The sequence below is a fragment of the Serratia sp. 201 genome (assembly GCF_037027545.1).
Classification (GTDB): Bacteria; Pseudomonadota; Gammaproteobacteria; order Enterobacterales; family Enterobacteriaceae; genus Serratia; species Serratia bockelmannii.
The window spans coordinates 437,449-462,114 of the sequence record NZ_JAXCHC010000004.1 but is presented as its reverse complement, the minus strand read 5'-3'; the positions used below and the strand labels follow the sequence as shown (position 1 = coordinate 462,114).

Here is a 24,666-nt window from a genome sequence, read left to right as displayed (position 1 = left end):
TGATGATAAGGTTCCCTGTGATCGCATCCTCGCTGACTTCGACCCTACTAGTTACCGCGCTACCAGCCGCGGTGGTCGTCGTGCGTGTGGTGGTGGTCGTCGGCAATGCGCCGTAGGGTCCGAATCAACGCATCGATTCCCAAACCCCGCCGGCGCAAACCGGGCGGGGTTTCTTGTTTTAGCACCCTGCCCAGCAAAGCTCACCGGCCTTGAGAAAGGACAGGAACATGGCAACTTCGGGCACGCCTCAACCGAGTACCCGCTTCACCGGCGCACAATTGATCGTTCATTTGCTGGAGCGTCAGGGCATCACCACCGTCGCCGGCATCCCCGGCGGTGCGGCGCTGCCGCTGTATGACGCGCTGAGCCAAAGCACCCGCATTCACCACGTGCTGGCGCGCCACGAACAGGGCGCGGGCTTTATGGCGCAAGGCATGGCGCGCGCCAACGGCAAGGCGGCGGTGTGCATCGCCTCCAGCGGGCCGGGCGCCACCAACCTGGTCACCGCCATCGCCGACGCCAAGCTCGACTCCATTCCGCTGGTGTGCATCACCGGGCAGGTGCCTTCCTCGATGATCGGCACCGACGCCTTCCAGGAAGTGGACACCTACGGCATTTCCATCCCGATCACCAAGCACAACCATCTGGTGCGCGATATCCGCGAGCTGCCGCAGGTGATTGGCGACGCGTTCCGCATCGCCGAGTCCGGCCGTCCCGGCCCGGTCTGGATCGATGTGCCGAAAGACGTGCAAACCGCCACCATCACCCTGGAAGAGCTGCCGCCGATCGCCGTGCCGGACGCCGCCCCGAGCTTCGATCCGGCGCTGGTTTCGCAGGCCGCCGCGATGATCAATCAGGCGAAACGCCCCATCCTCTACCTGGGCGGCGGCATCATCTGCGCCGACGCTCACCGGCAGGCGCTGGAGCTGGCCGAGCGCGCCGGTCTGCCCACCACCATGACGCTGATGGCGCTGGGCGCGATGCCGGTGGAACACCCGCTGTCACTGGGCATGCTGGGCATGCACGCCGCGCGCAGCACCAACTTCATTCTGCAGGAGGCCGATCTGCTGATCGTGCTGGGCGCGCGCTTCGACGATCGGGCAATCGGCAAAACCGAGCAGTTCTGCCCTAACGCCGCCATCATTCATGTGGATATCGACCGCGCCGAGCTGGGCAAGGTCAAACAGGCCAACGTGGCGATCCATGCCGACGTCGGCCAGGTGCTGCAACAGCTGCTGCCGCAGATCGACACGCAACCGCGCAGCGCGTGGCTGAACACCGTCAACGATCTGAAGCGCGAATTCCCGTTCAACATGCCGAACGCCGACGATCCGCTGAGCCATTACGGCCTGGTGCTGGCCGCCGCGCGCTGCGTGGACGACAGCGCCATCATCACCACCGACGTGGGTCAGCATCAGATGTGGGTAGCGCAGGCCTATCCGCTGAGCCGGCCGCGCCAGTGGCTGACGTCGGGCGGCCTGGGCACCATGGGCTTCGGTCTGCCGGCGGCGATCGGCGCGGCGTTGGCGGAGCCCGAACGTAAAGTGCTGTGCTTCTCCGGCGACGGCAGCCTGATGATGAACATTCAGGAAATGGCCACCGCGGTCGAGCACGATCTGGACGTGAAAATCATTTTGATGAACAACCAGGCGCTGGGGCTGGTGCACCAGCAGCAAACCCTGTTCTACCAACAGCGCATCTTCGCCGCCGCCTATCCTAAGCGTACCGACTTCCTGAAAATCGCTGCCGGATTCGGGCTGGATACCTGCGATCTGAACGCCGCGGAAGATCCTCAGGCGGCGCTGGCTGAGGCGATCCAGCGCCCGGGTCCCTGCCTGATCCACGCGCTGATCGATATCAACGAAAAAGTGTTCCCGATGGTGCCGCCGGGCGCCGCCAACATCGACATGATTGGAGAATAAGCCATGCTGCAACCACAAGATAAACCACAGGTGATCCTGGAGCTGGCGGTGCGCAACCATCCCGGCGTGATGTCGCACGTTTGCGGGCTGTTCGCCCGCCGCGCGTTCAACGTCGAAGGCATTCTGTGTCTGCCGTTGAAAGACGGCCAACAGAGCCGCATTTGGCTATTGGTCGCCGACGATCAGCGGCTGGAACAAATGATAAGCCAGGTGGAAAAGCTGGAAGACGTGCTGCGGGTGAAGCGCCACAGCGAAGACGTGCGGGTATTTGAACAGCTGGAAGCGTTCTTCCAGTAAGGCGAACGGGGGCTAATGCCCCCGCAATCATTGCCCGGACAGCACTTTCCACAGCAGGTGCCGGTACACCGGCATCAGCGGCTGTTGGCTCAGCAAATAGCCGACCGCCAACGCCGCCAGCCAACTCAATCCGCACACCACGCGCAGCCGCAGCGGTGTCAGCCAACGGCTCAGCCGATCGGCGCTGCGCTTGCCCTCGCGCCACCAGCGCCAGCTTAGCCACACCGCCAGCCAGACCAGCAGCGCCGCCGCGAGCAACAGCCACTTGAACGTCGCGCTGTTGGCGTCGGCGGGGATATCGATCGCCACCCCCGCCAGAATGCCGGGGAAGAAATAGACCGGCGGCCAGGTCAGGCAACCGATGATGTTCGGCAGCGCGAACTTGTACGGCGGCAAATCGAGCATGCCGGCCACCATCGGCACCAGCGGGCGCGTCGGGCCAACGAAGCGACCGATCAAAATGGTCGCCATGCTGTGCTGGTGCAAGGCATGTTCGGTTTTGTCGAGCAGCGCTTTGTTCTTCTTCAGAAACGACCAGCGATGCAAAGGCCCCTTAAAGGCGCGGCCGACGAAATAGGAGATCCAATCGCCGAGCAGGCAGCCGACGATGCCCGCCGCCCAGGCGTAGTAAAAATCCACCTTGCCGCTGCCGATCAGCGCGCCGATGCTGGCCATCATCACCGTGCCGGGCAACAGCAGCCCCACCAGCGCCAACGACTCCAGAAAAGCGACCAGCAGAACGACCATCAGAGTGAAAGCCAGTGACTGGGTGATCAAATCTTGTAAATAGGCTTCCATTACACCTCTGTGGATTATTCGGGCCAAACGGGGCCGAGGATTTTCCAGCGCCGCCGCTGGCGAGTCAATCGATGAATTGTATGCGTATTTGGCAACGCCGCGCGGCAATGGACAATGACTGTATAAAAACCCATACTGTAATTTATCTATATTAGCGCCAAAACCGACATCACGCTGAACGTCGCACACGCCGCCCGGCGGAAAACGAAGGGGTTATGACAGCACTGCAACAGGGGTTCCTGCTCACTCGCCACTGGCGCGACACGCCCGCCGGCACCGAGGTCGAATTTTGGCTGGCGACCGACGCGGGCCCGCGCCAGCTGCGTCTGCCGCCGCAAACCTCGGTGGCATTTATCCCCGCCGAACAAAGGCAGCGCGCGGAACTGCTGCTGCGCGAAGAGCGGCAAGTCGAACTGAAACCGCTGGCGCTGACGGATTTTCATCACCGCCCGATGCTGGGGCTGTACTGCCGCCAGCACCGTCAGCTCATCAAGCTGGAAAAACTGCTGCGGGAAGGCGGCGTTGCGGTCTACGAGGCCGACATTCGCCCGCCCGAGCGCTACCTGATGGAACGCTTCATTACCGCGCCGGTATGGTTCAACGGCCTGGGCGACGGCAATGGGCCGTTGCTCAGCGGCCAAATGAAGCCGGCGCCGGAGTACCGCCCAACGCTAAAACTGGTGTCGCTGGATATCGAAACCACCGCCCACGGCGAGCTTTACTCCATCGCGCTGGAAGGCTGCGGCCAGCGGCAGGTCTACATGCTGGGGCCGGCCAACGGCGGCGATGAGCCGCTGGATTTCGATCTGGAATATTGCGCCAGCCGCCCTCAACTGCTGGAACGACTGAACGCGTGGCTGGAGCGTCACGATCCCGACGCCATCATCGGCTGGAACCTGGTGCAGTTCGATCTGCGGGTGCTGCAAAAGCACGCCGAGCGCTACCAAATCCCGCTGCGGCTGGGGCGCGGCGGCAACCTGCTGGAATGGCGCGAGCATGGTTTCAAGCAGAATCACTTTTTCGCCGCCGCCGCCGGCCGCCTGATCATCGACGGCATCGAGGCGCTGAAATCCGCCACCTGGAATTTTCCCTCCTTCAGCCTGGAATACGTTTCGCAGGAACTGCTGGGCGAAGGCAAGGCGATCGACAACCCTTATCAGCGCATGGCGGAGATCGACCGGCGCTTCGCCGAAGACAAGCCGGCGCTGGCCCGCTACAACCTGAAAGACTGCGAGCTGGTGACGCGGATTTTCGCCAAGGCCGACCTGCTCAACTTCCTGCTGGAGCGCGCCACCGTCACCGGGCTGGCGGCCGATCGCAGCGGCGGATCGGTGGCGGCCTTCAGCCACCTCTATATGCCGCGCATGCATCGCCTGGGCTTTGTCGCCCCCAACCTCGGCGAACAGCCGGAGGAACACAGCCCCGGCGGCTTTGTGATGGATTCCCGGCCCGGCCTGTACGACTCGGTGCTGGTGCTGGACTATAAAAGTCTGTACCCGTCGATCATCCGCACCTTCTTGATCGATCCGGTCGGGTTGGTGGAAGGCATGCGCCACCCCAGCGACGCCGACTCGGTGCCCGGCTTTCGCAACGCCCGCTTCTCGCGCAGCAAACACTGCCTGCCGGCGATCGTCGAGCAGATCTGGCAAGGGCGCGAGGCCGCCAAACGCCAGCACAACAAGCCCCTGTCGCAGGCGCTGAAGATCATCATGAACGCACTTTACGGCGTGCTGGGATCGAGCGGCTGCCGCTTCTTCGATCCGCGGCTGGCGTCGTCGATCACCCTGCGCGGCCACGAGATCATGCGCCAAACCCGCGAGCTGATCGAAGCCGAAGGCTATCAGGTGATTTACGGCGACACCGACTCCACCTTCGTCTGGCTGAAACAGCCGCATGACGAGCAACAGGCGGCGCAGATCGGCCGGGCGCTGGTGCAACGGGTCAACGCCTGGTGGCAGCAGCATCTGCAGCAGCAGTTCGGGCTGGAGAACGCGCTGGAGCTGGAGTTCGAAACCCACTATTCCCGCTTCCTGATGCCGACCATTCGCGGCGCCGAGCAGGGCAGCAAGAAACGCTACGCCGGCCTGATCGCGCGCGCCGACGGCCAGGAAGAGATGGTGTACAAAGGCCTGGAAACGGTGCGCACCGACTGGACGCCGCTGGCGCAGCAGTTCCAGCAGCAGCTCTATCAGCGCATCTTCAAACAACAGCCCTACCAGGACTATGTGCGTGACTACGTCGGCAAAACCCTGAACGGCGACTTCGACGATCAATTGGTGTACCGCAAACGGCTGCGCAGAAAGCTCGACGACTATCAGCGCAACGTGCCGCCGCACGCCCGCGCCGCGCGCATCGCCGACGACTACAACCGCAGTCAGGGGCGGCCGCTGCAGTATCAGAACGGCGGCTGGATCAGCTACGTGATGACCGTCGCCGGGCCGGAACCGCTGGAAACCCGCCATTCGCCCATCGATTATCAGCACTACCTCGAACGTCAGCTGCAACCGGTGGCAGACGCTATACTCCCTTTCTTGCACGACGACTTCACCACGCTGGTCACCGGGCAGATGGGACTGTTTTGAGATTGCGCCAGGTTAAGAAAAATCATCCGGTTTTGCAGGTGACGAACGCGCCGCCTTCCATTACCATAGCGCCCTTCCCAAAACTGAACCACGCTTAGCCCTGCCGTCTCGCGACGTCTGCATGGCGTGAACGGCTATTGCCCGTCAAATTTAAAACAAACCGGGATTAACCGATGTTCAGTACAGGTGCCGCGGCCCTTCCCGCCCGGTAACAAGACTTACTTACAAAGAATCGAGCCGACAATATATGCCTTTTACTCTTGGTCAACGCTGGATCAGCGACACGGAAAGCGAATTAGGACTGGGCACCGTCGTGGCGCTGGATGCGCGCATGATTACCCTGCTTTTCCCCGCCACCGGTGAAAACCGCCTCTATGCCAGAAACGATTCGCCGATCACCCGCGTGATGTTCAACCCGGGCGATACCGTCAGCAGCCACGAGGGATGGCAGCTGCAGGTGGAAGAGGTGAAAGAGGAAAACGGTCTGTTGACCTATATCGGCACCCGCCTGGACACCCAGGAAAGCGGCGTGGCGATGCGCGAAGTGCTGCTGGACAGCAAACTGACCTTCAGCAAGCCGCAGGATCGCCTGTTCGCCGGCCAAATCGACCGCATGGATCGTTTCGCGCTGCGTTTTCGCGCCCGCAAATACCAGAGCGAGCAGTATCGCCTGCCGTTCGCCGGCCTGCGCGGCATGCGCGCCAGCCTGATCCCGCACCAGCTGCACATCGCTCATGAAGTCGGCCAGCGCCATGCGCCGCGCGTTCTGCTGGCGGACGAAGTCGGCCTCGGCAAAACCATCGAAGCCGGCATGATCATCCACCAGCAACTGCTGGCGGGCCGCGCCGAACGCGTGCTGATCGTGGTGCCGGAAACGCTGCAGCACCAGTGGCTGGTGGAGATGATGCGCCGCTTCAACCTCTACTTCTCGCTGTTCGACGACAGCCGCTACGCCGAAGCTAAGCTCGACAGCAGCAACCCGTTCGAGACCGAACAGCTGGTGATCTGCTCGCTGGACTTCGTGCGCCGCAACAAGCAGCGCCTGGAAGAGCTGGCGGACGCCCAGTGGGATCTGCTGGTGGTCGATGAAGCGCACCACCTGGCCTGGAGTGAAGAAGCGCCGAGCCGCGAATATCAGGTGATCGAACAGCTGGCCGAGCATATCCCCGGCGTGCTGCTGCTGACCGCCACCCCGGAGCAGCTGGGCCAACAGAGCCACTTTGCGCGCCTGCGCCTGCTCGATCCGAACCGTTTCCACGACTACGGCGAGTTCGTCGCCGAACAGCAGAAATACCGTCCGGTGGCCGACGCCGTCACCCTGCTGCTGAGCGGTGAACGCCTGGCCGACGACAAGCTGAACCTGCTGGGCGAGCTGATCGACGAACAGGACATCGAACCTTTGCTCAAAGCGGCCAACAGCGAAGGCGACAACGCCGAGCAGGCGCGTCAGGAGCTGGTTTCCATGCTGATGGATCGCCACGGCACCAGCCGCGTGCTGTTCCGCAACACCCGTAACGGCGTGAAGGGCTTCCCGCACCGCAACCTGCACCAGATCAAGCTGCCGTTGCCGACCCAGTATCAGACCGCGATCAAAGTCTCCGGCATCATGGGCGCCAAGAAGTCCGTCGAAGCGCGCGCGCGCGATATGCTGTACCCGGAGCAGATCTACCAGGAATTCGAAGGCGAAAACGCCACCTGGTGGAACTTCGACCCGCGCGTCGAATGGTTGCTGGACTACCTGCTGGCCAACCGTAACGAAAAAGTGCTGGTGATCTGCGCCAAAGCCGACACCGCGCTGCAGCTGGAGCAGGTGCTGCGCGAACGTGAAGCGATCCGCGCCGCGGTGTTCCACGAAGGGCTGTCGATCATCGAGCGCGACCGCGCCGCCGCCTACTTCGCCTCCGAAGAGGAAGGCGCGCAGGTGCTGCTGTGTTCCGAGATCGGCTCCGAAGGCCGCAACTTCCAGTTCGCCAGCCAGCTGGTGATGTTCGATCTGCCGTTCAACCCGGATCTGCTGGAACAGCGTATCGGCCGTCTGGACCGTATCGGCCAAATGCACGATATCCAGATCATGGTGCCTTACCTGGAGCACACCGCGCAGGCGGTGCTGGGCCGTTGGTTCCACGAGGGGCTGGACGCCTTCGAACACACCTGCCCAACCGGCCGCACCATCTACGACAGCTGCTACGAGCAGTTGATCGGCTATCTGGCCGCGCCGACTGAACAAGAAGGCTTCGACGAATTCATCCACGCCTGCCGCCAGCAGCACGATCAGTTGAAAGCGCAACTGGAACAGGGCCGCGACCGCCTGCTGGAGATGCACTCCAACGGCGGCGACAAAGCCCAGGCGCTGGCCGCCGCCATCGCCGAGCAGGATAACGACGTCAACCTGGTAGGCTTCGCGCTCAACCTGTTCGACATTGTCGGCATCAATCAGGAAGACCGCAGCGACAGCCTGATCGTGCTGACGCCGTCCGACCATATGCTGGTGCCGGACTTCCCGGGCCTGCCGCAGGACGGCTGCACCGTGACCTTCGACCGCGATCAGGCGTTGTCGCGCGAAGACGCGCAGTTCGTCAGCTGGGAGCACCCGATCATCCGCAATGGCCTGGATCTGATCCTGTCCGGCGATACCGGCAGCTGCGCGGTGTCCCTGTTGAAAAACAAAGCGCTGCCGGTTGGCACCCTGCTGGTTGAACTGGTCTATGTGGTGGAGGCCCAGGCGCCGAAACACCTGCAGCTGACCCGCTTCCTGCCACCGACGCCGATCCGCATGCTGATGGATCGCAAGGGCACCAACCTGGCGGCGCAGGTCGAGTTCGAAAGCTTCAACCGTCAGTTGAACGCGGTCAACCGCCACACCTCCAGCAAGCTGGTCAATGCCGTGCAACAAGACGTGCACGCCATGCTGCAGCAGGCGGAAAGCCTGGTGGAAGCGCAGGCGCGCCAGCTTATCGAACAGGCGAAGCAAGAGGCGGACGACAAGCTGAGCGCCGAGCTGGCGCGTCTGGAAGCGCTGAAGGCGGTCAACCCGAACATCCGCGACGACGAAGTCGAGACGCTGGAGTTCAACCGCCGTCAGGTGCTGGCCAACCTCAATGAAGCCGGCTGGCGTCTCGACGCCATTCGACTGGTGGTGGTCACCCACCAATAACCGGCGCGATGCGGGGAGGCCACCGTCTCCCCGTTCGGCCCTTTTCGCGGAGCCAAGATGGAACCCTACAATCCCCCGCAGGACCCGCTGCACATCCTGTATCAGGATGAACACATCATGGTGGTCAACAAGCCCAGCGGCTTGCTGTCGGTACCCGGCCGCGCCCCGGAAAACAAAGACAGCCTGATGACCCGCATTCAGGCCGATCATCCGGCCGCCGAATCAGTGCACCGGCTGGATATGGCCACCAGCGGGGTGATCGTGGTGGCGCTCAACAAGGCCGCCGAGCGTGAGCTGAAGCGTCAATTTCGCGAACGCGAACCGAAGAAATCCTATATCGCCCGCGTTTGGGGACATATGGCGCATGATGAAGGGTTAGTGGATTTGCCGCTGATCTGCGACTGGCCGAACCGGCCGCTGCAAAAAGTGTGTTTCGACACCGGCAAAGCGGCGCAGACGGAATATCGGGTGCTGTCGCGCGACGCCGACGGCAGCACCCGCGTGAAGCTGACGCCGATCACCGGCCGCTCGCACCAGCTGCGGGTGCACATGCTGGCGCTGGGACACCCGATCCTCGGCGACGGTTTCTACGCCCCGCCGGAAGCCAAAGCGATGGCGCCGCGGCTGCAGCTGCACGCGCAGGAGTTGCGCATCACCCACCCCGCCTTCCAGACGCCGATGCACTTTCGCGCCGAGCCGGATTTCTGAACCCCATGTTAAACGGGCCCGGCATGCCGGGCCCGCTTTCATCGCTTATTTAAAACCTTTCTCGCGTTTGATCAGGTCGTACGCCGCCTGGATCTCCTGCGCTTTCTGCTTGGCCATTTCCATCATCTCCGGCGGCAAGCCTTTCGCCACCAGCTTATCCGGATGGTGTTCGCTCATCAGCTTGCGGTAGGCGCGTTTGATGGTGGCGGCATCGTCGCTGCTGCGCACGCCAAGCACCTTGCACGCATCGTCGAGCGTCGGGCCGCGCTGAGCCTGCTGATAGCCGCCCTGCGAATACCCGCCCTGCTGACCGCCGCCGAACTGACGCCCGCCCTCCATCATGCTGAGGAACTGATCGAACTGCGCGCGCGAAATGCCCAGCTCTTCGGCGATGACATACAGCACCTGACGTTCGTTCGGGTGCAGCGAGCCGTCGGCGAACGCCGCCTGTATCTGAATTTCCAGAAACATCCGAATCAGATCGAAGCGGCCGAAACAGATACTGCGGAACTGCTGCAGCGTCTCACGCAGCGGGAACTGGCTCTGTTTGCCCTCGCGGAACGCCTGCTGCGCCGCGGTGCGCGCTTCGCCGTGCAGCTGAAGGCGATCCATAAACAGGCTGGCGATCTGAATATCCGCCTCGGTGACGCGTCCTTTGGATTTGGTCAGGTGGCCCATCACCTGAAAAGTGGTGCGGAAAAACAGCGTTTGCCGCGTTTGCTGGTCGGTGAAAAACCCCCGACTGCGCTTGTTGCTGCGCGCCGTATCGATCATATGACCGATAATCAGCCCCAGAACTACACCCCAGAATCCCGCGCCAGACCAGATGGCGACGATGACGCCGAGCAGTTTTCCCCAATACTGCATATACTCCTCAATTATCATGCCGAAAGCCGCCCGCTCTCCTCCGTTTCAGGAAAGGGCGCAGGCGATTTTTCCTAGAATTTGGATTATCATACCTGTCATTTATCTTTGCGCCTAACGACGACGCAAGTAAACGGCTGGATTTAGCACTAGCGCAACGCAGATGAGTAATATAGTCTCTGACCGTTTGCCGGACACGACGCCTCTGATGACGGAACACCAAAACCGCGTATGAAAAAAAGTTTCCCAACACTGCTGGCCACGATGATTTGGACGGCACTCTACAGTCAGCATGCGCTGGCTGATCTGGCCGAGCAATGCATGCTTGGCGTTCCCGTTTACGACAAGCCTTTGGTCAGCGGCGATCCGAACAGCCAGCCGGTGACCATCAATGCCGATGACTCGCGCGCCGACTACCCGAAAAGCGCCCTGTTCAGCGGCAACGTGCATATCGAGCAGGGTAACAGCACCCTGACCGCCAAAGAAGTTGAGCTGAACCAGACGGAAAACCCCGGCCAGACGGATCCGGTGCGCACCGTCACCGCTACCGGCGACGTGCACTACAGCGACAATCAGATCAAACTGAAAGGCCCGAAGGCCTGGTCGAACCTGAATACCAAAGATACCGACGTCTATGAAGGCGACTACCAGATGGTAGGCCGTCAGGGTCGCGGCGACGCCGACAAGATGAAAATGCGCGGCGCCAACCGTTACACCATCCTGGAAAACGGCACCTTTACCTCCTGCCTGCCGGGCGACGACAGCTGGAGCGTGGTCGGTTCCGAAGTGATCCACGATCGCGAAGAGCAGGTGGCGGAAATCTGGAACGCCCGCTTCCGCATCGGCGGCGTGCCGGTGTTCTACAGCCCGTACCTGCAATTGCCGGTCGGCGACAAGCGCCGTTCCGGCTTCCTGATCCCAAACGCCAAGTACGGCAGCAACAATGGCTTCGAGTTCATGTTGCCGTACTATTGGAACATCGCGCCGAACTACGACGCCACCATCACGCCGCACTATATGTCCAAGCGCGGCCTGCAGTGGCAGACCGAGTTCCGTTATCTGGTGCAGCCGGGCCTCGGCCTGATGGAGTTCGACTGGCTGCCGGACGACAAGGAATACGGCAAAGATCATGACGACAACAAACGCTGGCTGTTCTACTGGAACCATAACGGCGTCATGGATCAGGTATGGCGCTTCAACGTCGACTACACCAAGGTCAGCGATTCCAAATACTTCACCGATCTGGACTCCAAATACGGTTCCACCACCGACGGCTACGCCACGCAGAAATTCAGCCTCGGCTACGCCAACGAAAACTGGAACGCCACGCTGAGCTCCAAGCAGTTCCAGATCTACGACGACACCGATCGTTCACAGTCGGACTCGTATAAAGTTCAGCCGCAGCTGGACCTGAACTACTACAAGAACGACATCGGCCCGTTCGACTTCCATATTTACGGCCAGGCGGCCAAGTTCACCAGCGTCAACCCATATAGCCCTGACGCCACCCGTCTGCACATGGAGCCGACGCTGAGTCTGCCGCTCACTAACGGCTGGGCCAGCCTGAACACCGAAGCCAAGGTGATGGCGACCCACTACCAGCAGGATATTCCTGACGGTTTCGCTGCCAACTACCAGAGCCGCAAAAACGCTGCCGCGCCGGAGCTCGATGATTCGGTCAACCGCGTACTGCCGCAGTTCAAAGTCGACGGCAAGCTGGTGTTCGAGAGGCCGATGATCTGGGCCGAGGGCGCTACCCAGACGCTGGAGCCGCGCGTGCAGTACCTGTATGTGTCGTACCGCGACCAGAGCAACATCTACACCTACGACACCACGCTGCTGCAGACCGACTACTCCGGCCTGTTCCGCGATCGCACCTACAGCGGCCTGGATCGCATCGCTTCGCAGAACCGCGTCTCTACCGGTTTGACCACCCGCATTTATGATGACGCCCTGGTTGAACGTTTTAACGCTTCCGTGGGTCAAATCTACTACTTCAGCCGTTCGCGTACCGGTGACCAGATGACCGGTTACGACAACAACGACGATACCGGCAGCGTAGCCTGGGCCGGCGATACCTATTGGAAAATCGACGATCGTTGGGGCCTGCGCGGCGGCCTGCAGTACGACACCCGCCTGAACAGCGTCTCGCTGGGCAACGGCGTGGTGGAATACCGCCAGGACGCCGAGCGCGTGGTGCAGTTGAACTACCGTTACGCCACGCCGGAATATATCCAGACGGCGTTGAACACCAAAACGGTTCCGGCCTTCCAGGACGGCATCTCGCAGGTGGGCATCACCGGCAGTTGGCCGATCGCCGATCGTTGGGCGGTGGTCGGGGCGTACTACTACGACACCCGCGCCAAACAATCCGCCGATCAGTTGGTGGGGCTGAAGTACAACACCTGCTGCTGGGCGGTGACGCTGGGCTATGAGCGCAAGATCACCGACTGGAACAACAGCAACAATACCAGCGTTTACGACAACAGAGTTTCGTTCAACGTCGAACTGCGCGGCCTGAGCAGCGATCATAGTCTCGGCTCCGCAGAAATGCTGCGCTCCGGCATTCTGCCGTATCAGCGCGCATTCTGACGCTTTGCAACACTTTGAAAACGAGAACTTTCACCCGCATTTGCGGATTACATAATGGGAAATGTATGAAGAACTGGAGAACGCTTATTCTCGGATTGGTGGTTTGCGCCAATGCCGCGTTCGCAGCACCCCAAGAAGTGGATAAAGTCGCCGCCGTCGTGGATAACGGCGTGGTACTCGAAAGCGACGTCAACGGTCTGTTGCAGTCAGTCAAGCTCAACGCCCAGCAGGCCGGCCAGCAACTGCCGGACGACAAGACGCTGCGCCATCAGATCATCGAACGCCTGATCATGGATAACATCCAGCTGCAGATGGCCAAGAAAATGGGCATCACCGTGTCCGATGCCGATCTGGACAAGGCGATCGCCAACATCGCCGCGCAAAACAAGATGAGCGTCGATCAGCTGCGCAGCCGCCTGTCGTACGAAGGGTTGAACTACAACACCTACCGCGCGCAGATCCGCAAAGAGATGCTGATCTCCGAAGTGCGTAACAACGAAGTGCGCCGCCGCGTCACCATCCTGCCACAGGAAGTGGACGCACTGGCCAAACAGGTGGGCGCACAGAACGGCAGCGACACCGAAATGAACATCAGCCACATCCTGATCCCGCTGCCGGAAAACCCGTCGCAGCAGCAGGTCGACAAAGCCGAAGAGCTGGCCAAACGTCTGGTGGGTGAGATCAACAGCGGCGCCGACTTCGGCAAGCTGGCGATCACCTACTCCGCCGACTCTCAGGCGCTGAAAGGTGGCAACATGGGCTGGGGCAAACTGCAAGAAATCCCGACCCTGTTCGCGGAACGTCTGGTGAGCGCCAAGAAAGGCGACGTCGTCGGCCCAATCCGTTCCGGCGTCGGCTTCCACATCCTGAAAGTGAACGACATTCGCGGCGCCAGCCAGTCGGTGTCGGTCACCGAAGTGCACGCCCGTCACATCCTGCTGAAACCTTCAGTGGTGCTGACCGACGACCAGGCTCGCGCCAAACTGCAATCCGTGGCGGAAGCGATCAAGAGCGGCCGCGCCAAGTTTGCCGACGAAGCCAAACAGCTGTCGCAAGATCCGGGTTCTGCGATGCAAGGCGGCGATCTGGGCTGGGCTTCCCCGGACATCTACGATCCGGCCTTCCGCGATGCGTTGCTAAAGCTGAGCAAGGGTGAAATCAGCGCGCCGGTCCACTCCTCCTTCGGTTGGCACCTGATCCAGCTGCTGGATACCCGTCAGGTGGATAAGACCGACGCTGCGCAAAAAGACCGTGCTTACCGTATGCTGTTCAACCGTAAGTTCGCTGAAGAAGCGCAGACCTGGATGCAGGAACAGCGCGCCCAGGCTTACGTGAAGATCCTCGATGGCAGCGATGCACAGCAATAAACGCGTCGTCATTACCCCCGGCGAACCCGCCGGGGTGGGGCCGGATTTGGTAGCCGCGCTGGCGCAACAGGATTGGCCTGTTGAGCTGGTGGTGTGCGCCGATCCGGCCCTGCTGCTTGAACGCGCCAAGCGTATGGGCCTGCCGCTGACGCTGCGCGACTACCAGCCGCAGCAACCGGCCGAAGCGCAACGCGCCGGCACGCTGACCGTGCTACCGGTCCCGCTCGCTCACCCGGTTACCGCCGGTGAGTTGAACGTCGGCAACAGCGCCTACGTGGTGGAAACCCTGGCGCGCGCCTGCGACGGCTGCCTGAACGGCGAGTTCGCGGCGCTGATCACCGGCCCGGTGAACAAGGGCGTGATCAACGACGCCGGCGTGCCGTTTATCGGCCATACCGAATTCTTTGCCGATCGCAGCCGCTGCGATCGCGTGGTGATGATGCTCGCGACCGAAGAGCTGCGCGTGGCGCTGGCGACCACCCACCTGCCGCTGCTGGCGGTGCCGGGCGCCATCACGCAGCAGAGCCTGTTCGAAGTCATCCGCATCCTCGACCACGATCTGAAAACCAAATTTGGCATCGCCCAGCCGCACATTTACGTTTGCGGTCTGAATCCCCACGCCGGGGAAGGCGGCCATATGGGGCACGAAGAGATAGATACCATCATCCCGGCGCTCGACGCGCTGCGCGCTGACGGCATCCATCTTGTCGGCCCGCTGCCGGCGGACACCCTGTTCCAGCCCAAATATCTGCAAGATGCCGATGCGGTGCTGGCGATGTATCACGATCAGGGGCTGCCGGTGCTAAAATACCAAGGGTTCGGCCGCGCGGTGAATATCACCCTCGGTTTGCCTTTCATACGCACCTCGGTCGACCACGGTACCGCTCTGGAACTGGCCGGCACCGGCACCGCCGATGTCGGCAGTTTCCAAACGGCCCTGAATCTCGCCATTAAAATGATAATTAATTGTAATGAATAACAGAGTCCACCAAGGGCACTTTGCCCGCAAACGCTTTGGACAAAACTTTTTAACCGATCAGTTTGTCATCGATAGCATTGTCTCCGCCATTCACCCACAGCCGGGCGAAGCGGTGGTTGAGATCGGCCCCGGCCTCGGCGCGTTGACCGAGCCGGTCGGCGCACGCATGGACCGCATGACGGTGATCGAACTGGACCGCGATCTGGCCACCCGGCTGGAGAACCACCCGCGCCTGAAAGACAAGCTGACCATCCACCAGCAGGACGCCATGACGGTGAATTTCGCCGAACTGGCCGAGGAAGCTGGCCAACCGCTGCGCGTATTTGGTAACCTGCCGTACAATATTTCGACGCCGCTGATGTTCCACCTTTTCAGCTATACTCAGGCAATCCGCGACATGCACTTTATGTTGCAAAAAGAGGTGGTCAACCGTCTGGTGGCCGGCCCGAACAGCAAGGCCTACGGGCGTTTGACCGTGATGGCGCAGTACTACTGCAACGTCATTCCGGTGCTGGAAGTGCCGCCGACCGCGTTCGCGCCGCCGCCGAAGGTCGATTCCGCCGTGGTGCGTCTGGTGCCGCACACCGAGCTGCCGAACCCGGTGGGCGACGTGCGCATGCTGAGCCGCATCACCACGCAGGCATTCAACCAGCGGCGGAAAACCATCCGCAATAGCCTGGGCGACCTGTTCACGCCGGAGCAGCTGACGGAGCTGGGCGTCGATCCTTCGCTCAGAGCAGAAAATATTTCTGTGGCGCAGTACTGCAAGCTGGCGAACTGGCTGTCAGCCAATCCGGCGCCGCAGCAATAAGGAGTTGTTGTCATGATTGATTCGCCCCGCGTGTGTATTCAGGTTCAGAGCATCTATGTGGAATCACAGTCGATCCCTGAAGAAGAGCGTTACGTCTTCGCCTATACCATCACCATCCGCAATCTGGGGCGGACCGACGTGCAACTGTTGGGCCGTTACTGGCTGATCACCAACAGCAACGGCCGTCAGACCGAAGTCCAGGGCGAAGGCGTGATCGGCGAACAGCCCGTCATTCCGCCCGGTGGCGAGTTTCAGTACACTAGCGGCGCCATTCTGGAAACGCCGCTGGGCACCATGGAAGGCCATTACGAAATGGTGGACCATCAGGGTCAGCCGTTCCGCACCGCTATTCCCGTGTTCCGCTTAGCCATTCCAACGCTGATCCATTAACTATGTCGACATACCTTATCGGCGACGTTCACGGCTGTTTCGATGAACTGAAGTCGCTGCTGGCTCAGGCTGCTTTCGATCCCGAGCGCGATCAACTGTGGCTGACCGGCGATCTGGTGGCGCGCGGCCCCGCCTCGCTGGACGTGCTGCGCTATGTGCGCTCGCTCGGCCCGGCGGTGCGCATGGTGCTGGGCAACCACGATCTGCACCTGCTGGCGGTTTACGCCGGCATTAGCCGCAACAAACCCAAAGATCGCATCACGCCGCTGCTGGAAGCGCCGGACGCCGACGAACTGATCAATTGGCTGCGCCGCCAACCGGTGCTGCAGGTGGATGATGAGCAAAAGCTGGTGATGGCCCACGCCGGCATCACCCCGCAGTGGGACATCGACACCGCGAAAATGTGCGCACGCGAAGTGGAGGCGGTATTGAGCAGCGACAGCTATCCGCTGTTCCTCGACGCCATGTACGGCGACATGCCGAACAACTGGGCGCCGGAGCTGAGCGGCCTGGCGCGCCTGCGTTTCAGCACCAATGCGCTGACGCGCATGCGCTACTGCTTCCCCAACGGCCAGCTCGACATGATCTGCAAAGATGCGCCGGGCAGCGCGCCGGCGCCGCTGAAACCGTGGTTCGAGCTGCCGCGCCTGGTGGATCCGGAATACACCATCATCTTCGGCCACTGGGCCTCGCTGGAAGGCAAGGGTACGCCGGAGGGCGTGATCGGGCTGGATACCGGCTGCTGCTGGGGCGGCGATCTGACGATGCTGCGCTGGGAAGACCGCCGTTACTTCACGCAACCCGCCAATCGCGGCGAAGCGCCTGACCACGCCGGCAGATTAGCCGCATCCTGAAACGATAAAGGCGGCCCGGTGGCCGCCTTTGTTCTGTATTGATTGCCGCCTTACGCTCCAATCACTCCGCCATCTTCACGCGTGATCATCAACACCGATGAACGCGGGCACGGGCTGTTGTTCGGGAAGTGCGAATCGCCCTCTTCTCCCGGATGCTGTACGTTGACGAACATCGTCTTGTAGTCCGGGGTGAAGGTGATGCCGGTCAGTTCGCAGGACTTTGGCCCCACCATGAAACGGCGGATCTCGCCGCTGACCGGATCGCCCACCAGCATCTGGTTGTTGCCCTGCCCGACGTAATCGCCCTTGTTGCTGTACTTGCCGTCGGTGAGGATCCACAGGCGGCCGGCGCGATCGAAGCCCAGCCCGTCCGGGCTGTTGAAGGTATTTTCCGCCGTGATATTCGGCGTGCCGCGGTTGACGCCTTCGGGGTGGGCGATCGGGTTGCCGCACAACGCATAGATGTCCCAGGCGAAGACGTCGGCGGTGGCGTCGCCGCCCTCGTCCCAGCGAATGATTTGGCCGTAGATATTGTTCGGTCGCGGGTTGGCGGCGTTCAACGGCATCCCTTCCTCGCCGCGCTTGCTGTTGTTGGTCAGCGTGCAGTACGCGCGTCCGTCATGCGGGTTGACCGCGATCCACTCAGGGCGATCCATCTTGGTGGCGCCGACCTGCTGCGCCGCCTTGCGGGCGAAGATCAGCACTTCGGCCTCGTCGCGGAAGCCGTTCTCCGGCGTCAGGCCGTTCTTGCCGAACTCGAGCGCAATCCAGCGCCCTTTGCCCTTCAGCGGCGTGCCGGCTTCGTCGCCGTCGAACTGCGCCACGTACAGCGTTCCCTCGTCCAGCAGCGTGCGATTGTTGGCCGGATTGGCGGCGTCGACCACGCCTTTGGAAACGTACTTATAGATATGTTCACCGCGCTCGTCGTCGCCCATATACACCACCAGACGGCCGTCTTTGGCCACGGTCACCGCCGCGTTTTCATGTTTGAAGCGGCCGAGCGCGGTGTGCTTGATGGGCGTCGAGGTCGGATTCAACGGATCGATCTCGACGATCCAGCCGTGGCGGTTGAATTCGTTGGGGTTCTTCGCCACATCGAAGCGCTCGTCATAGTCCGGCCAGTTGCGCTCCGGTTCGTTGACCTTCAGCGTGTAGCGCTTCTGTTCCGGCGTGGTTCGATAATCGGCCTGACGGGTGCCGAAATAGGTGTCGAAGTTTTCCTCGCAGGTCAGGTAGGTGCCCCACGGCGTCTTGCCGTTGGCGCAATTGCCGAACGTGCCCAGCACCTTGCGGCCGCTCGGATCGGCGGCGGTCTGCAACAGCGGATGTCCGGCGGCCGGGCCGCTGAATTGCATCTCGCTGTTGGCGGTGATGCGGCGGTTATAGCGCGACGGGCGCTCCACCGCCCAGCGCTGGCCGTCGCCGACCCGCTTGACCGCGACAATGGAGACGCCGTGCGCCGCCTGCGATTTGCGCACCTCTTCCAGGCTGGTGGCCTTGGCGCCGCCGTGGGCGAACAGGTACTGCTCGTTAACGTATTCGTTATTGATGGCCATCACGCCGTGATTGTCATCGATAGGGAAGAAGCTCATGCCATCGTTGTTGTCGCCAAACTGTTTTTCCTGATCGGCGGCGCTGTTGTTGCCCTGCGGATCGAAGGCCGGCGCGCCGTCCACCAGCGGCTCGCCCCAGGAGATCAGCACCTCGGCGCGGTAGCCTGGCGCTATCGTCACTTCATCGGCGGTAGACGCGGCGATGCCCCGGAAACCCAGCAGCGTGTTCGGCGGCAGATCCTCGGCTAACGCCTCGGCGGAGACCGACCAGATGCCGCCGCCGAGAAAACCGGCCAGGCCGACGGCGCCGGCGCTGCCGAGCAGCAGCTTGCGGCGAGTGGGATCGATCAGGCGGTCGGCGTCTAATTGCTCAATTTGCTTGGTCATAACGTGGTTACCTTTTTAGTTATGGCGCCGCGGTCAAGATTCACCAGAGTTGCCGTGGCGCTCGGAGTTGGGCTTCATACTAATCAGGTAATGTGACGGAAAGGTTACGAATGACCGGCGCAAAAAGACCGGGGGCGCAATTGCTTGCGCCCCCGGGGATAGCTGGCTAACGCGCTGAAATCAGCGGCGCTGCAGGATTTCGAAGCAGTAGCTGTGCGAATTCAGCTCGTCGGCGTCGTGGAATTCGCTGAACGTGGTTTCCCACTCGTCCGGCTCGTAATCCGGGAAGTGAGTATCGCCGCCGACTTCGGCGTCGATGTGCGTCAGGTACAGGCGATCGGCGCGCGGCAGCAGCTGGGTATAGATGCGCCCACCGCCGATCACCATCACTTCTTCCACCTCACCCGCGGCGGCCAGCGCCTCATCCAGCGAGGTCACCCAGGTCACCCCGGCGGCATTACCTGGGCGGCTGCTCAAAACGATATTGTGGCGGCCCGGCAGCGGGCGGCCGATGGACTCGAAGGTCTTGCGGCCCATAATAACCGGCTTATTCAACGTGTTGCGTTTAAACCACGCCAGGTCCGCCGGCAGGTGCCACGGCATGGCGTTTTCCATGCCAATAACGCGATCCGCCGCCAAGGCAGCGATCAGGCTGATAATCATTGTTTAACCCTGTGTAGGCAGCAAAATTGGTGACACTATACGTAAAGGCCTGAGTGCCGTCGATAGGCTAATCAAGCAAGATGAATATATAAGATAGCTCTTATCAGCATATCTAATAACCAACGATCGCCCGCCGGGAAATTTCACACGCCGGGGCGTTTGCGATACAGCCACAGGCCCGGTAACGACAGGCCGATCGACAACGCGCCTACAATGAAACTGGCCTTGAGGAAATTGGTGATCATGGTCTCCATCAAGGCTTCGCTGTAGCCAAGATGCGAGATCTCTACCACAGTTATCATCGCGGTATAGGCGGAAATGCCGGGGAACATCGGGATCACCGCCGCCACGGTGAACACCTTCGGATGCGCCAACAGCCAGCGCGACCAGTAGATGCCGATGATACCGATCAGGATCGCCGCCAGCAGCGACGCCCACTCGATATTCATGCCAGCGTGCATCATCAACATGCGCGAGCCGCGCCCGATTGCCCCGAGCAACGCGCAATAGCGCAGCGCACGCAACGGTACGTTGAACACCATGGCGAAGCCCAGCGCCGGTACCGCCGCCAACAGCATCTCCTGCAACAATGCCCACAGCAGATTCATGACCACCCCCGCAGATCCCACAGCGACATCGCCATCACCACCCCGATGCAGGTGGCCAGCGTCAGCAGGCTGGCCATCGCCCAGCGCGCCAGCCCGGTGTTGACGTGCCCCTTAAACATATCGGCCACTGCGTTGATCAGCGGGAAGCCCGGCACCAGCAACAGCACGCTGGCGGCCATCGCCACGCTCGAGGTCTCTTTAAACACCGGTAGGCGCAGCAGCAGCCCAGATATCGACGTAGCGACAAACGCCGTCAGGCAAAAATTGATCAGCGGATTCATCTGGCGGGCGGTGAGGATCTGGCGCACCAGCATCGCCGCGCCGCTGGCGATAAAGGTCACCAAAAAGGCGTCGCCGCCGCCGCCGTTAAGCATGCTGAAACATCCACAGGACAGGCCCACCATCAGCACCACCAGCCAGCGCGGGTAGCGCAGCGGCCGGATCCTTTCAAAGCGACGCGCCACGTCGTGCGCATCCGCCAGGCGATGCTCGGCGAGGATCACGATATGCTGCACTTCGGTCACCACCTGCATATTGATGCCGCGATCGACATTCTTGCGGGTGGTGGTCAGGCAGGCGCCGTGGCTGAGGGTGGTCAACACCACCGCATTGGCGGAGATTGAACTTTCCACGCTGTCCATCCCCAGCGCCAACCCCAGGCGGGTCGACAGCTGTTCCACCACCGTGCTCTCGGCGCCGTGCTGCAACAGCAGCAGCGCGCATTGAATGCACAAGCGGGTAATTTCACGCTGTTGCCGGTGCGGCTCCGGCCTCTCTGTGGCGGTAGTCTGCTGCATGGTGCTCCGTCGCTGGCGGTAGATGAATTATTATCATAGAGCCTAACAATACCTCATTGGGTTGATGCGCATCAGAGGAAGCGGCGTTATTATCGCCAGAACTCTGTCTTTTGCGCGAGACGCTCCCATGCTTGAAACTTCGCTGTTCGTCGCCGGCATTGCCGCCCTCGGCATGCTCTCCCCCGGCCCGGATTTTTTCCTGGTGATCAAAAACGCCGCCCGCTATCCTCGGCTAGCCGCCATGATGACCGCATTCGGCGTGATATGCGGTGTCGCCACCCACATGTCCTACTGCGTCGCCGGGCTGGCGGTGGTGATCACCACCACGCCGTGGCTGTTTAACCTGCTGAAATACGCCGGGGCGGTCTATCTGGTGTGGATCGGCATCCAGGCGCTGCTGTCGCGCGGCGGCGGCAAAATGAACGTCAGCAATCTGCCGCAGCAGCAGGTCAGCCTGAAGAGCGCCTTTGCGCAAGGCTACCTGTGCAACCTGCTGAACCCGAAAGCCACCCTGTTCTTCCTGGCGGTATTTACCCAGGTGCTGCAGATCGATTCCGGCCTGGGCGACAAGCTGTGGTACGCGGGGATTATTCTCGGCCTGTCGGTCATCTGGTGGCCGCTGCTGGTGTTCCTGATCCAAAGCGGGCCGGTGCGCCGCGGGCTGGAAAAGACGCAGAAGGTCGTCGACAAATTGCTGGGTGGCATGCTGATCGCCTTAGGGATCAAGGTCGCGTTGAGCTAAGCAAAAAAACGGGGCGCCATTACGGCGCCCCTGCTGTTATCCTTTGGCTTCCACCACCTCATCTTCCGGCGCCTTGCCGTCGATACTGCCGCGCCAGCCGGTCTGCTGCACCCGCGACAGCCGATTCTGATCCTGCTCGATGGCCGCACTGAGCATCTCCTTGGCTCGCTGCAGGCTGGCGATACGGAATTCAGTATCCTGATAATTCTCCAGCGTGTCTTCCAGCATCTTCAGGTTATAGCGGCGGAACGTGTCCGCCTTCTCGCGCGCCTCATAGGCGTCCAGCCCCAGCAGTTCCAGCGTTTCACGGCCGATGCGCAGCGAGCTTTCGAAAGTTTCGCGCTCCGGTTTTTCCACCCCTAGCTGCCGCAGCTGATACCAATGATCGACGTCGCGCGCCCGCGCCACCACCTTCAGATGCGGGAAGTGCTGCCTGGCCAGCTCGGTTAACGCCAGGCTGTCTTCCACATCGTCGATGGCGTTGATCAGCACCTTGGCGTGAGCGGCGCCGGCGGCCTCCAGCAGATCGGCCCGCGTGGCGTCGCCGTAAAACACCTTGGTGTCGAATTTGCGCAGCGTTTCAATATGGTCCGGATCGTGATCCAGTACCACGGTGTGCACGCCGTTGGCCAACAGCAAACGGCCGGCGATCTGGCCGAAACGGCCGAAGCCGGCAATGATCACGCTGGCATTCTCGTCGTCGATGACGTCAGCCGGGCGCTCCTCTTTCGGCGCATTTTTTTCCAGCTGCGCGGCGATCACCAACAACAGCGGCGTGGCCGCCATCGACAGCGCTACCGCCAGCGTCAGCGATTTGGCCCATTCGACCGGCAATACGCCGGCCAGCTGCGCGGCGCTGAAAATCACAAAGGCAAACTCACTGCCCTGGCCCAGCAGAATGGCGAACAGGCCGCGCTGGCGCTTCGGCACCCCGAGCAGCGGCCCAATCAGCCACAGCAGCGCCGCCTTGATCAACATAAAGCCCAGCAGCAGCGAGGCGATCAGCAGCGGGTGATGGAACAGGGTGCCGAAGTCAATCGACATGCCAACGCCGATAAAGAACAGCCCCAGCAGCAACCCCTTGAACGGCTGAATATCGCTCTCCAGCGCGTGACGGTATTCCGAGCTCGCCAGCAGTACCCCGGCGAGGAACGCCCCCATCGCCATCGACAGTCCGGCCATCTCCAGCAGGATGCCAAAACCGAACACCAGGAACAGCGCCACGGCGCTGAACACCTCGCGCATGCCCGAACGGGCGACGAAGTGCAGCAGCGGGCGGGTGACGTAGCGGCCGAGCAGCACCACCATCGTCAACGCGCCCACCACCTTGGCCGCCGACAGTACGAAAGCGCCCAGCGTGGTGGTGGCGCCGCTGCTGGCGAGCAGCGGGATCATCGCCACTAGCGGGATCGCCGCGATATCCTGGAACAGCAGCACCGCAAACGCGCTGCGGCCGATTGGCGACGGCGTCAAATTACGTTCGCTCATCGCCTGCATGGCGATGGCGGTAGATGAAAGCGCCAGCGTCAAACCGATCAGCAGCGCCACCTTCCAGTTGAGGCCGAGGAAGTAACAGAAGGCGCTCAGCGCCAGGCCACAGCCCACCATTTGGATGCTGCCGCCGCCGAACACCGAGGCGCGCAGCGTCCACAGCCGCTTGGGATCCAGCTCCAGGCCGATGATAAACAGCATCAGCACCACGCCGATCTCGGCGAAGGTCAGGATCGACTCGGCATCCGACACCAGCTTCAGCCCCCAGGGGCCGATAATACAGCCGGCGATCAGGTAGCCAAGCACCGAGCCCAGCCCCAGTCGCACCGCGATCGGCACGAACAGCGCCGCGGAGCCGAGGTAGATCAGTCCCTCGATCATCATGTGATGGTTATCCATGGCTGGCCTCCCGGGTTTCCGCTTCGGCATGTTCCATCAGGTAGTCAACCAACCGCTGGCGGTAGGCTTCGCCGGCGGCGAGCAGCGCCGGCTCGTTGCAGGTAAAGGTGTTGTGCACGGCGAAATAAGGTTGCCAGTTCATGCCGCAATAGATCGCCGTAGCCTGCAGCGGCTGCGCCAGCGTAGCGAAGTTAGGAAAGTCGCCCAGCTCGAAGTGGTGCTCGTCGCCGCCGCTGGTCACTGCCCACAGGCAGTCTTTACCCACCAGCGCATTGCCGTCGTGGCCGTAGGCCCAGCCGTGCTCCAGCACTTTGTCGATCCACAGCTTCAACAGCGGCGGGAAGCTGTACCACTGCATCGGATGCTGCAGCACCACCAGGTCGGCGCGCTCCAGCGCCTGTTGCTCGGCGTTGATATCGATATTGAAATCGGGGTACAGCTCATACAGCGAGCGCACCTCTACCTCGGGGAGATCCCTCACCGCCTGCAGCAGGCGCTGATTGGCATGCGAATGCCGGGGATACGGGTGAGCATAAATTATCAGAATCATTGTTATCGTCGTTCCTTCGTTTCTTGCCAATACACCAAGCATATACCAATCACACAGAGTGACAGTTTGCCCACTGATTGATAGCGGAAATTTTTAACGCCAGCCGACAAATTCGCTGAATAAAAAAAGGCGCTGCATCTGCAGCGCCCTGGCATAAC

21 protein-coding genes are annotated in these 24,666 nt (G+C 61.6%); 13 read left to right on the top strand and 8 right to left on the bottom strand.

The annotated features are described in order from the left end of the window. Nucleotides 1–2 precede the first annotated feature (2 nt). The 3 genes from ivbL to ilvN all read left to right on the top strand — a co-directional run bounded on the left by ivbL (nucleotide 3) and on the right by ilvN (nucleotide 2,219). A complete protein-coding gene (gene ivbL / locus WA302_RS20945) occupies nucleotides 3–116 on the top strand; it encodes an ilvB operon leader peptide IvbL (protein WP_154747116.1) in 114 nt (37 codons plus the stop codon). Between the two features lie 111 nt (nucleotides 117–227). Then, a complete protein-coding gene (ilvB, locus tag WA302_RS20940) occupies nucleotides 228–1,922 on the top strand; it encodes an acetolactate synthase large subunit (RefSeq protein ID WP_042783677.1) in 1,695 nt (564 codons plus the stop codon). A 3-nt stretch (nucleotides 1,923–1,925) separates the two neighbouring features. Then, a complete protein-coding gene (ilvN, locus tag WA302_RS20935) occupies nucleotides 1,926–2,219 on the top strand; it encodes an acetolactate synthase small subunit (RefSeq protein ID WP_033641839.1) in 294 nt (97 codons plus the stop codon). Nucleotides 2,220–2,246: 27 nt separating this feature from the next. Here ilvN and WA302_RS20930 read toward each other — a convergent pair whose 3' ends face one another. Further along, the gene (locus tag WA302_RS20930; RefSeq protein ID WP_046898113.1) at nucleotides 2,247–3,017 is read right to left on the bottom strand and encodes a DedA family protein; all 771 of its coding nucleotides are present in this window, start codon (nucleotides 3,015–3,017) and stop codon (nucleotides 2,247–2,249) included. A gap of 215 nt (nucleotides 3,018–3,232) precedes the next feature. Here WA302_RS20930 and WA302_RS20925 point away from each other — a divergent pair, with 215 nt between their 5' ends. From WA302_RS20925 to rluA, 3 genes are all read left to right on the top strand, one after another. Further along, nucleotides 3,233–5,599, top strand: a complete 2,367-nt coding sequence (locus WA302_RS20925) for a DNA polymerase II (protein ID WP_213928216.1) — start codon at nucleotides 3,233–3,235, stop codon at nucleotides 5,597–5,599. Nucleotides 5,600–5,846: 247 nt separating this feature from the next. After that, nucleotides 5,847–8,753: an RNA polymerase-associated protein RapA gene (rapA, locus tag WA302_RS20920; protein WP_049205418.1), complete on the top strand. Its 2,907-nt coding sequence runs from the start codon at nucleotides 5,847–5,849 to the stop codon at nucleotides 8,751–8,753. Nucleotides 8,754–8,810: 57 nt separating this feature from the next. Continuing rightward, complete coding sequence (gene rluA, locus WA302_RS20915) at nucleotides 8,811–9,461, top strand: bifunctional tRNA pseudouridine(32) synthase/23S rRNA pseudouridine(746) synthase RluA (protein ID WP_043135978.1); 651 nt, start codon at nucleotides 8,811–8,813, stop codon at nucleotides 9,459–9,461. A 45-nt stretch (nucleotides 9,462–9,506) separates the two neighbouring features. Here rluA and djlA read toward each other — a convergent pair whose 3' ends face one another. Beyond that, nucleotides 9,507–10,328 (bottom strand): co-chaperone DjlA, encoded by an 822-nt coding sequence (djlA, locus tag WA302_RS20910; RefSeq protein ID WP_025301546.1) that lies wholly within the window; start codon nucleotides 10,326–10,328, stop codon nucleotides 9,507–9,509. Between the two features lie 228 nt (nucleotides 10,329–10,556). Between djlA and lptD the strand changes: the two genes are divergently transcribed. From lptD to apaH, 6 genes are all read left to right on the top strand, one after another. After that, nucleotides 10,557–12,917 carry an LPS assembly protein LptD gene (gene lptD, locus WA302_RS20905; protein WP_336064718.1) on the top strand — a complete coding sequence of 787 codons (2,361 nt, stop codon included), beginning with the start codon at nucleotides 10,557–10,559 and terminating at the stop codon, nucleotides 12,915–12,917. Nucleotides 12,918–12,982: 65 nt separating this feature from the next. Beyond that, nucleotides 12,983–14,284, top strand: coding sequence for a peptidylprolyl isomerase SurA (gene surA / locus WA302_RS20900; protein WP_025301544.1), 1,302 nt, complete (start codon nucleotides 12,983–12,985; stop codon nucleotides 14,282–14,284). Further along, nucleotides 14,262–15,263, top strand: coding sequence for a 4-hydroxythreonine-4-phosphate dehydrogenase PdxA (gene pdxA, locus WA302_RS20895; RefSeq protein ID WP_373276036.1), 1,002 nt, complete (start codon nucleotides 14,262–14,264; stop codon nucleotides 15,261–15,263). Before surA ends, pdxA begins: the two co-directional genes overlap by 23 nt. Further along, complete coding sequence (gene rsmA / locus WA302_RS20890) at nucleotides 15,256–16,074, top strand: 16S rRNA (adenine(1518)-N(6)/adenine(1519)-N(6))-dimethyltransferase RsmA (RefSeq protein WP_025301542.1); 819 nt, start codon at nucleotides 15,256–15,258, stop codon at nucleotides 16,072–16,074. Before pdxA ends, rsmA begins: the two co-directional genes overlap by 8 nt. Before the next feature lie 12 nt (nucleotides 16,075–16,086). Then, on the top strand, nucleotides 16,087–16,464 hold the full coding sequence (gene apaG / locus WA302_RS20885) for a Co2+/Mg2+ efflux protein ApaG (protein WP_016929119.1): 378 nt from the start codon (nucleotides 16,087–16,089) through the stop codon (nucleotides 16,462–16,464). 2 nt (nucleotides 16,465–16,466) lie between these two features. Further along, nucleotides 16,467–17,318, top strand: a complete 852-nt coding sequence (gene apaH, locus WA302_RS20880) for a bis(5'-nucleosyl)-tetraphosphatase (symmetrical) ApaH (RefSeq protein WP_043135986.1) — start codon at nucleotides 16,467–16,469, stop codon at nucleotides 17,316–17,318. 50 nt (nucleotides 17,319–17,368) lie between these two features. Here apaH and WA302_RS20875 read toward each other — a convergent pair whose 3' ends face one another. The 4 genes from WA302_RS20875 to WA302_RS20860 form a co-directional block, all read right to left on the bottom strand. Then, nucleotides 17,369–19,258 carry a PhoX family protein gene (locus WA302_RS20875; protein WP_142590888.1) on the bottom strand — a complete coding sequence of 630 codons (1,890 nt, stop codon included), beginning with the start codon at nucleotides 19,256–19,258 and terminating at the stop codon, nucleotides 17,369–17,371. Between the two features lie 180 nt (nucleotides 19,259–19,438). Beyond that, the gene (gene folA, locus WA302_RS20870; protein ID WP_025301539.1) at nucleotides 19,439–19,921 is read right to left on the bottom strand and encodes a type 3 dihydrofolate reductase; all 483 of its coding nucleotides are present in this window, start codon (nucleotides 19,919–19,921) and stop codon (nucleotides 19,439–19,441) included. 143 nt (nucleotides 19,922–20,064) lie between these two features. Beyond that, nucleotides 20,065–20,529: a threonine/serine exporter gene (locus WA302_RS20865; RefSeq protein ID WP_015376621.1), complete on the bottom strand. Its 465-nt coding sequence runs from the start codon at nucleotides 20,527–20,529 to the stop codon at nucleotides 20,065–20,067. After that, nucleotides 20,526–21,326 carry a threonine/serine ThrE exporter family protein gene (locus tag WA302_RS20860; protein WP_043135990.1) on the bottom strand — a complete coding sequence of 267 codons (801 nt, stop codon included), beginning with the start codon at nucleotides 21,324–21,326 and terminating at the stop codon, nucleotides 20,526–20,528. Before WA302_RS20860 ends, WA302_RS20865 begins: the two co-directional genes overlap by 4 nt. Before the next feature lie 127 nt (nucleotides 21,327–21,453). On the opposite strand from WA302_RS20860, the gene WA302_RS20855 reads away from it, so the two are divergent. After that, nucleotides 21,454–22,068 carry a LysE family translocator gene (locus WA302_RS20855; protein WP_025301536.1) on the top strand — a complete coding sequence of 205 codons (615 nt, stop codon included), beginning with the start codon at nucleotides 21,454–21,456 and terminating at the stop codon, nucleotides 22,066–22,068. Nucleotides 22,069–22,104: 36 nt separating this feature from the next. Here WA302_RS20855 and kefC read toward each other — a convergent pair whose 3' ends face one another. Next, complete coding sequence (kefC, locus tag WA302_RS20850) at nucleotides 22,105–23,958, bottom strand: glutathione-regulated potassium-efflux system protein KefC (protein WP_025301535.1); 1,854 nt, start codon at nucleotides 23,956–23,958, stop codon at nucleotides 22,105–22,107. After that, nucleotides 23,951–24,508, bottom strand: a complete 558-nt coding sequence (gene kefF, locus WA302_RS20845; protein ID WP_025301534.1) for a glutathione-regulated potassium-efflux system oxidoreductase KefF — start codon at nucleotides 24,506–24,508, stop codon at nucleotides 23,951–23,953. The genes kefC and kefF overlap by 8 nt, the downstream gene beginning before the upstream one ends. Between the last annotated feature and the right edge of the window lie 158 nt (nucleotides 24,509–24,666).

Bases quoted from the DNA above. Each gene is read 5' to 3' on its own strand.
- lptD (WP_336064718.1), top strand. From the start codon at position 10,557: ATGAAAAAAAGTTTCCCAACACTGCTGGCCACGATGATTTGGACGGCA.
- ilvB (WP_042783677.1), top strand. From the start codon at position 228: ATGGCAACTTCGGGCACGCCTCAACCGAGTACCCGCTTCACCGGCGCA.
- djlA (WP_025301546.1), bottom strand. From the start codon at position 10,328: ATGCAGTATTGGGGAAAACTGCTCGGCGTCATCGTCGCCATCTGGTCT.
- rapA (WP_049205418.1), top strand. From the start codon at position 5,847: ATGCCTTTTACTCTTGGTCAACGCTGGATCAGCGACACGGAAAGCGAA.
- WA302_RS20855 (WP_025301536.1), top strand. From the start codon at position 21,454: ATGCTTGAAACTTCGCTGTTCGTCGCCGGCATTGCCGCCCTCGGCATG.
- WA302_RS20865 (WP_015376621.1), bottom strand. From the start codon at position 20,529: ATGAATCTGCTGTGGGCATTGTTGCAGGAGATGCTGTTGGCGGCGGTA.
- apaG (WP_016929119.1), top strand. From the start codon at position 16,087: ATGATTGATTCGCCCCGCGTGTGTATTCAGGTTCAGAGCATCTATGTG.
- surA (WP_025301544.1), top strand. From the start codon at position 12,983: ATGAAGAACTGGAGAACGCTTATTCTCGGATTGGTGGTTTGCGCCAAT.
- WA302_RS20860 (WP_043135990.1), bottom strand. From the start codon at position 21,326: ATGCAGCAGACTACCGCCACAGAGAGGCCGGAGCCGCACCGGCAACAG.
- pdxA (WP_373276036.1), top strand. From the start codon at position 14,262: ATGGCAGCGATGCACAGCAATAAACGCGTCGTCATTACCCCCGGCGAA.
- ivbL (WP_154747116.1), top strand. From the start codon at position 3: ATGATAAGGTTCCCTGTGATCGCATCCTCGCTGACTTCGACCCTACTA.
- ilvN (WP_033641839.1), top strand. From the start codon at position 1,926: ATGCTGCAACCACAAGATAAACCACAGGTGATCCTGGAGCTGGCGGTG.
- rsmA (WP_025301542.1), top strand. From the start codon at position 15,256: ATGAATAACAGAGTCCACCAAGGGCACTTTGCCCGCAAACGCTTTGGA.
- apaH (WP_043135986.1), top strand. From the start codon at position 16,467: ATGTCGACATACCTTATCGGCGACGTTCACGGCTGTTTCGATGAACTG.
- WA302_RS20930 (WP_046898113.1), bottom strand. From the start codon at position 3,017: ATGGAAGCCTATTTACAAGATTTGATCACCCAGTCACTGGCTTTCACT.
- WA302_RS20875 (WP_142590888.1), bottom strand. From the start codon at position 19,258: ATGACCAAGCAAATTGAGCAATTAGACGCCGACCGCCTGATCGATCCC.
- kefF (WP_025301534.1), bottom strand. From the start codon at position 24,508: ATGATTCTGATAATTTATGCTCACCCGTATCCCCGGCATTCGCATGCC.
- rluA (WP_043135978.1), top strand. From the start codon at position 8,811: ATGGAACCCTACAATCCCCCGCAGGACCCGCTGCACATCCTGTATCAG.
- kefC (WP_025301535.1), bottom strand. From the start codon at position 23,958: ATGGATAACCATCACATGATGATCGAGGGACTGATCTACCTCGGCTCC.
- WA302_RS20925 (WP_213928216.1), top strand. From the start codon at position 3,233: ATGACAGCACTGCAACAGGGGTTCCTGCTCACTCGCCACTGGCGCGAC.
- folA (WP_025301539.1), bottom strand. From the start codon at position 19,921: ATGATTATCAGCCTGATCGCTGCCTTGGCGGCGGATCGCGTTATTGGC.